The sequence below is a fragment of the Paenibacillus sp. 1001270B_150601_E10 genome (assembly GCF_015558675.1).
GTDB lineage: Bacteria > Bacillota > Bacilli > Paenibacillales > Paenibacillaceae > Paenibacillus_B.
In genome coordinates this window covers 59346-75156 of record NZ_JADMOL010000013.1, presented here as the reverse complement: position 1 = coordinate 75156, position 15811 = coordinate 59346, and the positions used below count along the sequence as shown (strand labels likewise).

Annotated in this window: 13 protein-coding genes and 1 riboswitch; of the genes, 9 read left to right on the top strand and 4 right to left on the bottom strand. The window is 47.1% G+C overall.

Annotated elements, in window-relative coordinates; translation table 11 throughout:
* The first annotated feature begins 328 nt into the window (after positions 1-328).
* The 4 genes from I2H74_RS21050 to I2H74_RS21035 all read left to right on the top strand — a co-directional run bounded on the left by I2H74_RS21050 (position 329) and on the right by I2H74_RS21035 (position 5349).
* Positions 329-1756, top strand: coding sequence for a BglG family transcription antiterminator (locus I2H74_RS21050; RefSeq protein WP_195576212.1), 1428 nt, complete (start codon positions 329-331; stop codon positions 1754-1756).
* Positions 1757-1873: 117 nt separating this feature from the next.
* On the top strand, positions 1874-2335 hold the full coding sequence (locus I2H74_RS21045) for a hypothetical protein (RefSeq protein WP_195576211.1): 462 nt from the start codon (positions 1874-1876) through the stop codon (positions 2333-2335).
* Between the two features lie 262 nt (positions 2336-2597).
* Positions 2598-3641 (top strand): SIS domain-containing protein, encoded by a 1044-nt coding sequence (locus I2H74_RS21040; RefSeq protein WP_195576210.1) that lies wholly within the window; start codon positions 2598-2600, stop codon positions 3639-3641.
* A 166-nt stretch (positions 3642-3807) separates the two neighbouring features.
* The gene (locus I2H74_RS21035) at positions 3808-5349 is read left to right on the top strand and encodes a sulfatase (RefSeq protein ID WP_195576209.1); all 1542 of its coding nucleotides are present in this window, start codon (positions 3808-3810) and stop codon (positions 5347-5349) included.
* Positions 5350-5430: 81 nt separating this feature from the next.
* Here the strand turns inward: I2H74_RS21035 and I2H74_RS21030 are convergent, their stop codons facing one another.
* On the bottom strand, positions 5431-6372 hold the full coding sequence (locus tag I2H74_RS21030) for an AraC family transcriptional regulator (RefSeq protein WP_195576208.1): 942 nt from the start codon (positions 6370-6372) through the stop codon (positions 5431-5433).
* A gap of 166 nt (positions 6373-6538) precedes the next feature.
* Between I2H74_RS21030 and I2H74_RS21025 the strand changes: the two genes are divergently transcribed.
* The 4 genes from I2H74_RS21025 (at position 6539) to I2H74_RS21010 (ending at position 10336) form a co-directional block, all read left to right on the top strand.
* A complete protein-coding gene (locus I2H74_RS21025; RefSeq protein ID WP_195576207.1) occupies positions 6539-7537 on the top strand; it encodes a Gfo/Idh/MocA family protein in 999 nt (332 codons plus the stop codon).
* 3 nt (positions 7538-7540) lie between these two features.
* Positions 7541-8554: a Gfo/Idh/MocA family protein gene (locus tag I2H74_RS21020; protein ID WP_195576206.1), complete on the top strand. Its 1014-nt coding sequence runs from the start codon at positions 7541-7543 to the stop codon at positions 8552-8554.
* 262 nt (positions 8555-8816) lie between these two features.
* Complete coding sequence (locus tag I2H74_RS21015; protein ID WP_195576205.1) at positions 8817-9767, top strand: phosphotransferase; 951 nt, start codon at positions 8817-8819, stop codon at positions 9765-9767.
* Between the two features lie 197 nt (positions 9768-9964).
* Entirely contained in the window at positions 9965-10336 is a 372-nt protein-coding gene (locus I2H74_RS21010) for a hypothetical protein (protein WP_195576204.1), read from the top strand.
* A 93-nt stretch (positions 10337-10429) separates the two neighbouring features.
* Here I2H74_RS21010 and I2H74_RS21005 read toward each other — a convergent pair whose 3' ends face one another.
* From I2H74_RS21005 to I2H74_RS20995, 3 genes are all read right to left on the bottom strand, one after another.
* A complete protein-coding gene (locus I2H74_RS21005; RefSeq protein WP_195576203.1) occupies positions 10430-11581 on the bottom strand; it encodes an iron-containing alcohol dehydrogenase in 1152 nt (383 codons plus the stop codon).
* 430 nt (positions 11582-12011) lie between these two features.
* Positions 12012-13352 carry a nucleobase:cation symporter-2 family protein gene (locus tag I2H74_RS21000; RefSeq protein WP_195576202.1) on the bottom strand — a complete coding sequence of 447 codons (1341 nt, stop codon included), beginning with the start codon at positions 13350-13352 and terminating at the stop codon, positions 12012-12014.
* Positions 13353-13417: 65 nt separating this feature from the next.
* Positions 13418-13990, bottom strand: a complete 573-nt coding sequence (locus I2H74_RS20995; RefSeq protein ID WP_195576201.1) for a xanthine phosphoribosyltransferase — start codon at positions 13988-13990, stop codon at positions 13418-13420.
* 220 nt (positions 13991-14210) lie between these two features.
* A riboswitch (purine riboswitch) is annotated at positions 14211-14311 on the bottom strand.
* 230 nt (positions 14312-14541) lie between these two features.
* On the opposite strand from I2H74_RS20995, the gene I2H74_RS20990 reads away from it, so the two are divergent.
* Positions 14542-15798, top strand: a complete 1257-nt coding sequence (locus tag I2H74_RS20990) for an MFS transporter (protein WP_229106909.1) — start codon at positions 14542-14544, stop codon at positions 15796-15798.
* The last annotated feature ends 13 nt before the right edge of the window (positions 15799-15811 follow it).

The window sequence follows — 15811 nt, the reverse complement described above, 5'->3', positions numbered from 1 at the left end:
ACTCCATAGGAAAATAGAAAAAGCACATACAATTTCCTAACAATTTAAACTCATTAGTTTTTAAATATAGGACATAAGTTCCATATCTTTTCATTGCTATGCCAATTTCTAAAATGTTAGCCTTATCCAAATTCTTATATACTAAATAATACCTGATGACATAGGTAAGCATTCATTGGAATATTGGATTTGTTTAGCGGTTTAAAGTGTAATAGATGATACGACGTTTATTCAGTTTTAGAGTTTTTTAGACCGTGATCAATGCTAAACGCCTCAAAAGGATTAGATTTGATCTCCGAGTTGGCAACATAGGATCGGGGGAAAGCACATGAAAATACTAGAGAGACAAATCCAACTTCTTCACACCTTAATTGAATCTAGTACATGGATGAAGACAGATGAGCTTGCAGAGATGCTGAGCTGTTCTCCGAAGACCGTGCAGCATGATTTAAAAGTGCTGGCAGGCTGTTTGTCGGATGGATGGTCCGTCGTCACTAACCGTGGAAAGGGCGTTATGCTGAAACGGTCTAGCGAAGAAAACATTCTCATGATGGTTCAGCGCATTGAGCGGATGGGCGGAATGAGCCAGTTGATTCAGCTGCTTATTCAGCTCGAATCTGGCTGCTCCTTGCAGACGATAAGTGATTCGCTTTACTACAGCGTAAGCAAGGTGAGCAAGCTGCTGCGAGAACTTGAAGTGATTCTTAAGGATTACCAACTTAAATTAAAGAAGAAGCCGATAAAAATTGAAGGGGACGAGCTTCATTACCGTCAGTTTTTATTCGACTTCTGTCAAAGCGGATATGATGGTACTTGGCCATTCAAAACAGATAAAGAAGCCATAATGGAGCTTATAAGCAAGGTTGAAGAGGCTTACGGCTTCAAATATTTTGAAGAAGCTTATCTGCAGATTGCCACGATGTTCGGCGTGTGGTCTGAACGAGTCAGCCGACGCAAGACGCTGACCAGATTTCATTACCCGCAACTTCTTGAGAAGATTGAGATTAGCGCAAAGCCTGCGCTGGAATTGCTGAAGCCTTATGTTGAACAGCGCTGTATTCACTGCTCGGAGGCAGAGATGAACTACCTCGCTTCTGTTCTACTAGGCGCTAGAAGAACCGTTGAGGATGAGGAGAGGCTCTATCAATATATCGTTAGCCGTTGCGAGAGAGTTCAGCAATATGTGGTGTGCATACTTGAAGAAATGGATAAGCGACTTAGCTCGAATTTGGCGCACGATGCTACTATGATTCGAGACAGCATGATCTACGTATATTTTTCAATCGTAAGATGGATTACGGGGGTCCATTGTTTCTATTATCCTTATAAGACCTTTATTGAAAAGTCGTATCCCGATATTTTTGCTGCGATTGAAGAGGCGATTGAGCATTGTGTCGATCGGGACATTGAGCTTCGAAAGGATGATATTGCCGATCTCGTCATGTATGCCATTGCGTGCAATGTAGAGACACAGATTCGGGAACCTAAGACGTTCTTGTTGTTTTCGCCGGATCAAGGAGCGGCACGTTATATGCAAAAGAAGCTGAAGATGATTTTTGACAAAGAGCTAAACATTATCCCATGCGTGAATTATAAGGATGTTCATGAAAAGGCAAAAAAGAAGAAAATCGACGGCGTGCTGACAACAAGCATGAGCCATTTTCACGAGCATCTGTCGATGCCCTTTATCCAAATCAGTCCACTGCTTACAGATAGAGATATTCAGTCTATTCGGCAAGAACTATTAATATCATAGCTTGAAAAGGCTTTCTCATCTATTCTATCTAATCGGTTGTAAAAGGTAGAAACACACGAGTTCAGGCCTTCGCATTCCTATATACTGTAGGTACAACAGGACAGGAGGAGCGATAGAATGGAAACAATGCAAATCATGTGGAATCATACCGCGTATCAGCTAGAGCTTACACAGAACGGTCAAACGGAGTGGATTGTAAAGTACGAACATCAGATGATCGCAACCTTTTATCGTTCCCCCTATAGCTGGGGAATGGTGATGAAGCGTAAATGTCCGCTAAGGCAGGTGCTGATGCTGGCCCTTCAAGAGCTCAATGCGAGAGACTTTGAAGAAGAGGAGCTAGAGCTTAAAAATGGCACAGAGCGGATGAAGGTGATCGTGCGTACGATATCGGATAATGAGTATATTTTGATTCTGCCAACAGGTCGTGAGGTGCTTATCTTCTATAAAGGGGCACGATGGAGAGCGCGAGGGGCTGGATCTAGAGAATATTCGCCACTCACGGATTTGTTCATTCATTACTTAAAGAAGCTCGGGCTTCCTCATTCCAGTGCAGGGGATTCAAGCAAGGTAGGGTAAGATGCAAGTGTTTCCTGAGGTTAAGGCTGTCATAAGGGGATATTGTTATCATAATATGAGGGACAGACAACGCAAGACGCTATAGGATTTAGCGTCTTTTTTGTTTGTCTATATAAAAAGGAATGTCACAGCATATTGCCAACGAAAGAAAGTTTCGTGACGATTCGCATTAAATGATTGATTCAATCAAAAAAATGAACTATTATTTCATTATACAGGTAGAAAATGATTCCTACCGATTCCATCAAGGAGGCTATCATTCATGAGTTTAACGTATTCCGAGGTTAAGAAGCAGTACGAAGCCCTTCAGCAAACCTATGATTATATGCTTTCAAAGCGTGAAGCTATTGCCACGTTCTTTGCATCCAAAAACATTACATCCGCCATCTTTGCTGGCTGCGGTTCGAGCTATTGCTTAAGCCAATCTGCTGCCCTCTCGATGAAGATTCGCGGAGGTCTCTCGGCCACAGCGCTTGCTGGAGGCGACCTGATGCTGAATGCAGAGCGTTATCAAGCGTTGTTCCGCGATGCCGTGCTTGTTGCGCCTTCTCGCTCAGGCAGCACAAGCGAAGTGATTCATGCTGCGAATGCGATTCGCAAGAATCAGGACGTTCCGATTATTGCGATCTCCTGCGTAGCAGGCTCTGGTCTGTCCAAGCTGTCTGACCTTGCGCTGGAGCTGCCTTGGGCATTCGATCACAGCGTATGTCAGACGCGAACAGTGACGAACTTGTATCTGGCGAATCTGATGCTTGCTGCATTCGTAGGCCAGGATGAAGCGCTGCTTCAGGATCTGAAGCAGGCGATTGCGCTTGGCGATGCTTATATGGAGCGAGTAGAGGCATCTATTCGTGAAGCAGCATCCTTCGAGTGGAAGAGTGCTGTACTGCTCGCAGATGGCGAGCTGCAAGGTCTCGCAGGAGAAGGAGCAATCGCATTGACGGAGATTGCAAATGCTGATGCTCACGCCTACCATTTGCTTGATGTCCGTCATGGCCCAATGGTAACAGTGCGCAAGGATACATTGGTTATTGCAGTATTGACGAAGGATGGCAATGACTATCAGCAGGACTTGATGAAGGATATTAAGGCACGCGGAGCGAAGGTCGTAGCGTACGCTGCTGAAGAAAAACATATCCCATCGCAATATGTTGACCTCGCGGTTGTATCTGGCCAAGCGTTGGATGTTGCTGCACAAGGTCTTCCATTTATCTTTATTCCGCAAATTGCGGCTCTCGCCAAGGCAGAGCTGCTTGGCATCGATCCCGATCAGCCAGACGGACTCGTGTCCTGGGTGAAGCTGTAAGAGGAACGAAGCCCTGTTCATAAGGCTGCTGCAGCTCAGAAATGACGTTTGCAGCAGCTTTTTTCACTTGGATAGCAACTATCTGTTTCGTCCTAGACGAATTCTACTTGGCGAGAATGATGATCATTGCAAAGCTGAAATAAGAGGCGGGGAGTGTTGAGGGGAAATGAGCAAGAGCAGACCGAATATTGTTCTCATTACGAGCGATCAGCAGCATTGGAATACGATAGGTGCTTTTCATCCTGAGATCAAGACGCCAAATCTAGACCGGCTTGCCCGAGAAGGCACGACGTTCGGCAGAGCGTATTGCCCGAATCCAACCTGTACCCCAAGTCGGGCCTCTATAATTACAGGCCAATATCCAAGCCAGCATGGAGCATGGTCTCTTGGCACAAAGCTGTTGGAGGATCGGCACTGCGTAGGCGATGATTTTACAAAAGAGGGCTATCGCACCTGCTTAATCGGCAAAGCCCACTTCCAGCCCGTTCAAGGAACGGAGGATTATCCGTCCATAGAGTCGATACCGATGCTCCAGGACTTTGACCGCTGGCGCAGCTTCAACGGCCCTTACTATGGCTTTGAGCATGTGGAGCTGACAAGAAACCATACGAATGAATTTTTAGTGGGACAGCACTATGCGCTATGGATGGAGGAGAAGGGCTGTACGAACTGGCGGGATTACTTTTTGCCGCCAACGGGCACGATGGACCCTGCTCAGACTTATCATTGGCCGATCCCAGAGGAATATCATTACAATACGTGGATTACAGAGCGCTCGAACGCGATGCTGGAGCAGTATGCAGAGAAGAACGAGCCCTTCTTCCTATGGTCGAGCTTCTTTGACCCGCATCCTGAGTATCTTGTGCCAGAGCCTTGGGATACGATGTATGATCCTGACGAGCTTACGATTCCTTCTTTGACGCCGGGCGAGCATGACCATAACCCGCCTCACTATGGCAAGACACAGGAGGAATCGCCTGACTATGCGGATCTTCGAGAAAGTGGGTATGCCATCCACGGATATCACTCGCATCTGCGTTATGGATATGGCAAGCAGGGACCATTAACGGAAGCGGACCGGAAGAAGCTGGTGGCCGTCTACTATGGCATGATCAGCCTGATGGATAAGTACATTGGAAAAATACTGGATAAGCTGGATGAGCTTAAGCTGACGGAGAATACGATGGTTATATTCACATCGGATCATGGGCACTTCTTCGGGCAGCACGGCTTGCAGGCAAAGGGCGGCTTTCACTACGAGGACTTGATCCGCATTCCATTCCAGGTGAGATACCCGAACCATGTGCCGGCAGGTGTGACATCTGAAGCGATCCAATCGCTTGTTGACCTTGCCCCAACCATGCTGTCGTTCTGTGATATCCCGATCCCGCGAACAATGACGGGAGTTGACCAGCGCCAAGTATGGCTAGGGGACAAGACGGAGGCGAGATCGCATGCGATATGCGAATTTCATCATGAGCCGACGACGATTCATCAGAAAACCTATGTCGATGCCCGATATAAGCTGACGGTATATTATAACCAGACCTATGGGGAGTTGTTTGATCTCCAGGAGGATCCGCAGGAGCTTCATAATCGCTGGCATGATCCTGAATACGCTCCTCTGAAGCAGGAACTGCTGCTGCGCTACATCTGGGCAGAGCTTGGCAAAGAGATGATGCCGATGCCGCGCATTGCGAACGCTTAGACGTGAGCGTAGTGTGCTCGTCCTCGTGTTCATCCTAAGTACGGAAGTCTTAGGATGATGACGACATCGGAGTTTCGCCGTTTACAACGGGATGGTGCTTGCTGTATCCTTAGATAAAGCCGCATGATCCCGTTTATTTTCTAAGTTAAGCATTTTCTCCGCATACTGTTTCGGGGTGCATCCGTTAAAGCGCTTGAACAGCTCATAGAAGTGGGCCATATTGGATATCCCGACATCACTTGCAATCTCTTCAATGGTTGATTCCTTGGTAACAAGGAGCCGCTCCGCCATGGCGATTCTTTTTCGGTTTACGTAATCGATGAAGGACGTTCCCAAGTTCTTTTTAAACACTTTGGAAAAATAACTATAGCTCATGCCTGCAACAGAGGCGACATGACGCATATCTAGCGTCTCGCTCAGATGGGCTTCAATGTAAGCTAGGACGGGCTCCATCACCTTCGTATCAAGCTTCGGCAGAGCCGCTTCCATCTCATAATCATGACGATATAGAGTCAGAAGCAATTGCTGAACCCATGCACTAACCGCAAGCTCGTACCCGCGCTGCTGGATCATGACTTCCTCATGGATTTTTGTAATCAATGCCCCCACTTCAAGCCTCGTCTCCTGTCTCGCCAGAATGCGGTTCATCCGGCTCAAAGGCTCGCTTAGTTCTGCAAAATGCCCATAATACATCATCGTAGCGGGATTGAAATACGGCTTAAGATCGAGATGAAGAACAATATATTTGAGAGGAGTGTTTCCCTGCATATTGGTTCGATGGAGCTCGGAAGAGCCGAACAGCACAATATCCTGAGGCTTCAGGATATAGGTAGCATCAGGTGTCATCGCGATCTGTTCCCCCTCTTCAATGAGAATGAGTTCAATTTCAGGATGATAGTGCCAAGACATTTGATGATGCTGAAAAGATTTCTCCTGGATAAAACGCCATACTTTCAAACAAAGAGCTTGGTTCTGATAAATAATTGGCTCTTGATAGATGATGGGCTGATCCACTGGCTTCATTGCGCAAGACACCTCGTTTTCCTCTATTATCCAAGACAAAAATGAATATAAACTGCACAAATCTCCGCATTTACGGAATGATAACTGAATTATATCATGAGGGTAAGTTATTCGAACCAGCCAAAAGAAAAATGATGACAAAAATAGATATAAGAGAGGTGCAGAAATGAAGGTAGCAGTCATTGGATGCGGAAGTATGGGTAATGTTCATGTAAGCGCATTCCATCGGATGCCGGATGTTGAATTGACCGCAGTATGCGATATTATCGAGGAGCGTGCATGGTTCGCAGCTAAGCGAACGGGAGCGAAGGCTTTTACCTCTTTTGAGGACATGCTGGAGCAAGCAGAATTTGATGTGATCAGTATTGTGGTGCCAAGCTATCTGCACAAGGAGTTTGCTGTAAAGGCAGCGCGTGCCGGCAAGCATGTCATTAGCGAGAAGCCGGCCTCGTTAACGATTGCTGATACGAAGGAAATGATCGCTGCTTGTGAAGAGAATCAGGTACGCTTCTTCGTCGGACATGTCGTACGCTTCTTCCCGGATTATATTCAGCTTAAGCAGGTCGTTGAACAAGGTAAACTAGGCCCTCTCGGGGTGATTCATGCGAAGCGAGGCGGATCTCATCCAGGAGGAGCTTCCAAATGGTTTAGCGATCCAGAGAAGAGCGGCGGGATTATCTTTGATCTCATGATTCATGATATTGATTATCTTCGCTGGACAGTAGGAGAAGTGGAATCGGTATATGCGATGCAGTATGTAACCGAGGAGCTGGAAACGGCGTTTGTAACACTTGAGTTCCAAAATGGCGCAGTCGCGAGTCTGGAAGCGATCTGGGGATATCCTGGCGCATTCCATACCGAGATTGAGCTTGCAGGAAGCAAGGGCGTCGCTCGCAACCGGAGTAAGGACACCTCATCCTTGTCTGTCGTCCAAGCAGCCAAGCCAGGCAGCAATCGGCCTGTGGTAGAGATTCCTGAAAGCCCAGGTCTTCACAGCCCTTATGATTTGGAGCTTGCTCACTTTATTTCGTGCATTCGTACAGGGCAGCAAGCAATCGTCACTGGACAGGATGCGCTTGCGGCTATCACGATCGCCTCATACGCAGTTCAATCTGCCAAGTCCGGTAAAGTCGTCAAGCTTGCAGACGCAGAGAAGGGGGCGTAAGACATGAAGACAACATTAAAAGTAGGTTTCATTAGCTTCGCTCACGGTCATGCCTTCTCCTATCTGGAAGGCATGCGGAAGCTTCCGCAGGTTCAGATCGTTGGCATTGCAGATGAGGTGAAGAGCCGTGTCGAGCGTGTAGTGGAACGATACGATATTCCTTACTATGAGGATTATAAGGAACTGCTTCTGACCGATATCGATGCTGTCGTGATTTGTTCCGAGAATGCGTATCATTATGAGATGACGCTTGCCGCCGCTGAAGCAGGCAAGCACGTCCTGTGCGAGAAGCCGCTTGGGATCTCCGTGCCTGAGATGGAGGAGATGATCCAGGTATGTCAAGACAAGGGCGTGCAGCTTATGACAGCATTCCCATGCCGCTCGCTGATGTCGGTGATCCGTGCCAAGGAAGCGGTGAATCGTGGTGAGATTGGCGAAATTATTGCGATCAAGGGCACGAACAGAGGCTCTAATCCAGGAGGCTGGTTCGTCGATCCGGCATTGTCAGGAGGCGGTGCTCTGTTGGATCACACCGTGCATGTAATGGATCTGATGCACTGGTTTACGAAGTCTCAAGTCCAAGAAGTATATGCCTATGCGGGGACACGCTTCAATGAAGAGCTTCAGGTAGACGACGCAGGCATGATTCATGTGAAGTTTGAGAACGGGGTATTTGGCGTGCTGGATACCAGTTGGTCGAGACCGAAGTCCTTCCCGACTTGGGGAGATGTGACGATGGAGATCATCGGTACGAAAGGCGTTATCCATGTCGATGCGTTCGCGCAAAAGAATGAGATCTTTAGCGATGAAGACGGCAAGGGAAGCTGGGAATTCTGGGGAGACAATATGGATGATCTGATGGTGGCTTCCTTCGTTGATGCCATTCTTGCTGGCAAGCCCGTGCCAATCACTGGCGAAGACGGCTTGCGTGCAGCCTCGGTTGCACTTGCAGGCTACCGTTCCAGAGAAGCGAAGCAGCCTGTAGCGCTATATGCTGATCGCGCTGCACAAAGATAATCCTTTTTATGTTCCGCAATCCAATGATTTACATGAACATGAATCATCGGGGATGGATCATAACTTTGTCGATGTTCCTTTCCGTCAAGGTTATGAACGTAGCGATAACGAATATCCTTGAGAATGGCAAAAAATAGAGTTAGTATATTCATCAAGCATGCATCATAAAGATTAATGGCCTGAGCACGCTGTCCTTCTTCGTAAGACAGCGTGCTTAGGCCTTCTTTGTATCAGACGAACCAAGATCATATAGAAGAGGTGGATGATGAAGGAGTTAAGCACTGCTGATGTCGAATCGCTTGTTCAAGCGAAGGTTCAGGTAAAGCCGCTTTCGTTATCGTACATCGGAGGCGGCTTCTACGGGCGTGTATTCCTAGTGAAGCTAGCAGAGCCGCCCTATGAGGTCGTTGTTAAATGCTATCTGCAAGAAGGTCTGCACCGAAAGGAACAGGCTCAATTGGCGCTTCTTGCAAAGCATGGGACGCTCCCGATGCCGTGCGTATATGAGGTGCATGATAAAAATGCACAAATTCCGTTTGATGCTCTCATTATGGAATATATGGGTGGCGTCAATGCAGGAGGAGTGAGGGAGTGGCCGACGGAGAGCAAGCTTAGGGTTGCGAATGATATCGTGGATAATTTGATTGCTTACCATCAGGTGGTGAATCCGGCAGGGTTCGGTGAGATTGGGGAGGCGCATTTTGAAAAGGATTGGCGGGTTTACTATAAACGGCAGGTCGAAGTCACGGTATATAAAGCTCGCATCATGGTTGAAACGGGAAAGCTGCCTCAACAGGTATACCAGATTGCGGTTCGTGCATATGAGCAGTACGAGGAGATTTTCAGCATTCCTGTGGAACAGGCGTGCCTGATTCATGGGGACTATAACACCTGGAATATTCTCCTTCATCCGGATCTAACCTCAGTGGCTGCTGCGATCGACCCTTATAAATGCAGCTATGCGGACCCTGAGCTTGACCTTTATCAGTTGAATCAAGCGAATGGGAAGGAGCTTGGGCTTCTGGAGCTCTATCGGGCTAAGCGCAAGCTGAGCCCAAATGCGGAAGTAAAGATGGCCTTGTATCGAATGTTTACGGAGATCATGCACTACTATGATGCTGCTGCGGTAGGAACAGAACCTGTCCTATTAGCGGAAGCGGAGCAGCTTGCGGAAGAGATGGAAAGATGGAGTCTAATAAACAAAGGGCAGTAGCTGAATATTATCGCTCTCTTTTTTAGATAGAATCGAGCAAGATTAGCCTGTTATTCCGCAGAAATACACACTTGCGGTAAAAATGTAACAGACAAAAGCGTTGAAATTCGGTATGCTATTTTACATAGAGACGTGAACGATTTCACGATAGAGAATACGACAACTTGAGAACAGGAGAAGAGGGAGCTTACTGCAACATGAGTCGTTTTTTACTTAACGTTAAGTCAGGCGCAATGAACAGCTTTCTAGCCATCTTGGCTGCCATCAATCTTTACGTTCTGCTCATTATATCCTCTGCTACATGGGGGACGGGGCATCAAGGAATCGGAGGACCATTTATGATTATTATGGGACTCCTGATTGCACCTGTGATTTCCTTTATATTTGTTCCATTTGTTCATCGCGGATTCGAGCTTATGGTTCAAAAGGAAAAGAATGCTTTGCTCATTGTGTTCATGCTTGTTATGCTTTTGCTGCTTGTTTTTGATGTTTATACGTTTGCTTATTACGGTACACCGTGGTTTGATGAGTTTGCCGATCAATTCTGCAGCCTGATTCTCGGGAAATGAGCAGGACTTGTAACATGAGCATAAAAGAAGATCGGAACAATAAATAGACCTCTAAGCAGACAAGTTGTCATGACTAAGAGGTCTATTTGTTATTTAAATGATCTTCTTGAACATCTCAATGACTTCTTCTTTCGTTGGGATAAAGGGATTCCCCGGCGCACAAGCATCCTTCATGGAGTTCTCGGCGAGCAAATCAAGGTCTACTTCCGTTACTCCAATCTCGGACAGCTTGCTAGGAATGCCTACTTCTTTAGACAAGCGCTTTATGGCTTCAATAACGTAAGCTGCGCATTCCTCATCGGTCTTACCTTGATCATCAAGGCCAATTGTCTTTGCGATTGGACGGAAGCGATGGGGAACATGCTTCGCGTTCTCCTCTTCCACGATCGGCAGCAGCATGGCGTTGCATACGCCGTGCGGCAGGTCGTAGACGCCGCCAAGCTGATGGGCCATCGCATGGACGTAGCCTAGACCTGCATTGTTGAAGGCCATGCCGCCAAGGAATACGGCATATACCATTTGCTCGCGTGCTTCAATATCCTGTCCATCTTTAACCGCTCGGGGCAGATAATCAAAAATGATCTTTACTGCCGCAAGAGCAACCGCATCGGTAACGGGATAAGCCCCAGGTGTAACCAAAGCCTCAATCACGTGGGTGAGCGCATCCATTCCGGTCGCGGCCGTCAAGTCAGCAGGCTTGCCGAGCATAAGCTCAGGGTCATTGACGCTCATGGTTGCGAGACTGTTTTTATCGACCATAACCATCTTAACCTTGCGTTCCTCGTCGGTTATGACGTAGTTGATTGTCACCTCAGCCGATGTGCCTGCGGTGGTATTAACCGCGATAATCGGAAGGGAGCGATGCTTCGTCATGTGCACGCCTTCATACTGCTTGATATGTCCCCCGTTCGTTGCAAGGATGCCAATCCCTTTGGCCGCATCCTGAGGAGAACCTCCGCCGATAGAGATGAGGAAGTCGCATTCCTCTCGCCGCAGTACCTGAACGCCGTCATGCACATTGGCACAGGTTGGATTCGGCTTCACGTCGTCGTATACGACATAGGGAAGGTGAGCCGCCTCTAGAACGTCCAATACCTTCTTCGCAATGCCGCTTTTCATTAGAAACTTATCGGTAACGACGAGCGCTTTCTTTAAGCCTAGCTCTTGGATATAAGGGGCAATATCCTTTACACATCCACGACCCATAAGATTGACAGATGGTACATAAAAGACCTTCGTGCTCATGAAACATCCTCCTCTGCATGTTAACAGCTGATGGTAGTGAAATATTGATAATATGGTGCTGATACTACTATGTTATCAAATTCACAAAGTTAGTCAACATAAACAAATGTAAATAATATTTGTTTTTCTTTGTTTATGTTTGTTTTGTGAATAAAATTGTGGTGCTGCTTTTATATAAATAGGAAAAGGGATAATTAAACTTTATGTCGAACATTTCCCGGGAAAAGAAAACGTGAGTGCTTGAGAGGTTGTATTTGATGCTGGATGATACTAACCAAGAGCCTATTGAGCGCTGTGCTCATTTCGAGTGCAGTATGACAAAGGGGATTTAGAGCTCCACAGGCTGCTAAGATACAAAAAAAGTAGCAGGCCCATATCGTAGGGGCTGCTACCTGAAATTTATATATGCTGCTTACATAAGGACATTTCGTTATGCGGCTTGCGTCTCTTCATCATTGTGTTCCTTTGGCTTCTCACCTAAGCCGTTGAAGATCAGGTTCATGACGATCGCAGTGAATGTACCGGCTACAATGCCATTGCCAGTCAGAATCTGTACCTGAGCCGGAAGCTGAGCGAACAATTCAGGAACGGTCGTTACACCAAGGCCCATCCCTACAGAGCAGGCAATGATAAATAGATTCTCATGGCGGTTCAGGTCAACCTGCGAACCGAGTGTGCGAAGCCCTGATGATACCACCATCCCGAACATGGCAACCATCGCACCGCCAAGCACGGAGCTTGGAATCAGCGTTGCAAATGCAGCGATCTTCGGAATGAACCCAAGAACGATCAGAATGCCGCCGGCAACGACGATCACATCGCGTGTCTTGACGCGAGTCATCTGAAGCAGGCCGACGTTCTGGGAATAGGTGGTGTACGGGAAGGAGTTGAATACCCCGCCAAGCACGATAGCAAGCCCTTCTGCTCGGTAACCTCTAGCTAGATCCTTTGATGTTACTTTGCGATCCAAGATATTGCCAAGCGCCATAAATACGCCTGTAGATTCCGCTACACTGACGATAGATACGATAATCATCGTAAGAATCGGAGTCAATGCGAATTCCGGCGTGCCGAAATAGAATGGCTTAATGCCATGGAAGAAAGAAGCTTCGCTTACTTTGTTTATATCTACAAGTCCAAAGAAGTATGCGGCACATGTGCCTATAATGAGTCCAACTAGAATGGATACGGAACGCAAGAAGCCTGTTGAGAATCGATTCATAATAATGATAAAGATCAAAACCCCAAAGCCAAGGACAAGATTCTCAATGCTGCCGAATTGATCAGACCCTGCACCGCCTGCTAGATCGTTAAACGCAACAGGAATAAGCGTAACCCCGATAATTGTCACGACAGATCCCGTTACAATTGGAGGGAAGAGTCGAATCAGCTTGCCGAACAAGCCGCTGCATAAGACGACAAACAAACCAGAAGCTATGATCGCGCCATAAATGAAAGACACCCCAAAATCAGGATCTGTACCAATTGCGATCATCGGCGTTACCGCTTGGAATGCACAGCCAAGCACAACAGGCATGCCGATTCCGAACCATTTATTCTTCCATACTTGAAGCAAAGTGGCGACACCGCACATCATAAGGTCAATGGCGACAAGGTATGTGAGCTGTTCTTGGGTGAAGTCTAAGGCACCACCTACGATCAAAGGAACAATAACCGCTCCGGCATACATCGCAAGCACATGCTGAAGACCTAGCGAGAAGGTCTTAAAAGGGTGACGATTCCGTTGAAAAACGGGTTCATCGTGTGGCATAACAACAATTCCTCCTTGGGATGTTTAATACAAGAATGGCAAGGCGATCTTAACGCTTGTTCATTCTATTCCACGAACTCAGCCTGTCCATTGTCTAAAGAGGCGATGCGCGCAAGGGACTCTACGCGGTAGCCTGCATCCACAAGCTTGCTGCGTCCAGGCTGGAACGACTTTTCGATCACGATTCCGATTCCGACAACGGTAGCTCCGGCCTGCTCACAGATACGTGCCAGACCAAATGCAGCTTCACCGTTTGCAAGGAAGTCGTCAATGACGAGCACTTGATCTTCAGGATTCAAAAATTTACGAGACACTGTAACATCGTTTGTTACTTGCTTCGTAAAAGAATGAACCTTTTCGACAAAGAGATTCTCTGTCAGGGTCAAAGACTTCTGCTTGCGAGCAAATACGAGCGGAACATTCAGTTCAAGCGCCGCCATTAAGCCCGGAGCAATACCAGAAGATTCAATCGTGAGAACCTTTGTAATCTTCTTGTCTTGGAATCTGCGTGCAAATTCCTTGCCCATCTCCATCATGAGCACAGGATCCATCTGATGATTCAGGAAGGAGTCTACCTTTAACACATTGTTGCTCAATACGATTCCTTCCGTTCTAATCTTGTCCTTTAGCAGTTGCATACATGCGTACCCCCTTGAAGTTATAAGAGCCTATTCGTTTACTCGAATGCTTAAAAAGCTGAAGATTGCAAGAAAAGCCCGAAAAAAGCGTATCTCTATCAACTAGGATACCCTCTTTACCGGGCTGTAGAAGCTTCCTCTGCAAATGTTAGGAAAACCACAATAGAGACGTGTCAATGATCGTAGAAACACGTCTTGCAAGGAGTGACTTTCTTTCAATCTTCAGATTCTTCGCTCCCGTAGTCCGATCATTTACGGTGATCAGGTAGAGACGAGCAAGCCAATTCCTGCCCCTATACGAGATGACGTATGATGAGAGATGCCTCTCTTGTGGATGTTTACAAATGATAAACAGAATGTTACCAGTATACTTCAAAGCTTAGTGAGAAGGAAGAGGGCATTTCAGACAATCAAGAGAAAAGTTGTCGAATGATAGCGAAAATTCTCGTACACGAAGCAAATTCCTATGATACAATCGTAAATTAGGGTTGAATATTCGGTTCTAGATCATGAAGCGAATATCTTCCTTATATGATGGAGGTATCTAAGGTATGACCAATCCAGCAACACACTCACGCCTTCCTTTAGAGGCGGGCTTTAGGTCGATGCAGCTTCGATTGATCTGTATCTATGTATTTATCATTTATGGACCTGCTGCAGTGTTCAGCTCGTTCTTTCCGCTGTATTATCGGGAGATTGGATATACTGATGCGATGTATGGACTTCAGAATGCACTTCTTCCGATCATTGGCATGATCGCGAACGCCTTATTCGGAATGATTAGCGATAAGCTGTCACGTATGAAGCCTATCCTTCTTACGCTGATGGCGCTGATGATGGTGAGCATTTATTTTATTTTCCATGTTTCTAATGTGTGGCTCGTGATGGGCCTCGTCTTTCTATTTCAATTCCTGTGGGTGCCTGTCAATTCACTTACAGACAGTATGGCGATGCTTGCAGCGCGGCGCCTTGATGCTGCATACGCCACGATTCGCGGATGTGGCGCAGCGGGCTTTGCCGTTGCTGCCGTGATCATTGGCTGGGTGCTTGATCTCCTCCCAGGACGAACGACGATGGGCTGGGTAGCCATTATCCTCGTCGCCTTGACATGGATTGCGCTGCTTCCCGTACGAGACCCGAGAGAGCCGCACTACATGCCTGGTGATGAGCAAGGTGGACCCTCAGCATCTGCGGAGAAGCCAAAGGTCAAGATGAACGAGCTGCTTCAGTACGTGCGAACGCCGAGATTTCTATGGTTTATTGCTGCACTCGTACTGTACCAAATGACCTTTGCCTTCAATGATCAATATTTCACGTATCTCATTCACGAATTAAATGGAAGTCAGTTCTATGTCGGGATGGGCTGGATGCTCCCCGCTGCGATTGAGATTGGCATCTTTATGTACTTTGGACGTATCCGCCAGCGCTTCCGGCCGCTGCCGATGCTTGCGATCTCTGCAGTCATCCTTATGCTGCGTTCCTTCGTCATCGCATGGACGGATGCCTTGTGGCTTGTGATGGTGATGCAGGCCATTCAGGGAATCGCGATCGCTTTTTACTTTACGTTCTTGGCTGACTATATGATGGAACTGATTCCCGATCGATTCCGTGCAAGCGGACAAGCGCTGCTGTTCATGATGATCAGCCTTGGGGCAACGATGACGGGAAGCTTGATTGGTGCCTACATCTATGCCGAGCTAGGCATCAAGACGCTTTACGGTGCATCAGGCATCCTGTTAATCTTAGCGACAGCAGGATTTCTATGGACGGAGCAGGTGGATCGAAGATTTAGTCGAATACATTCATAACGTTGTGTATTTA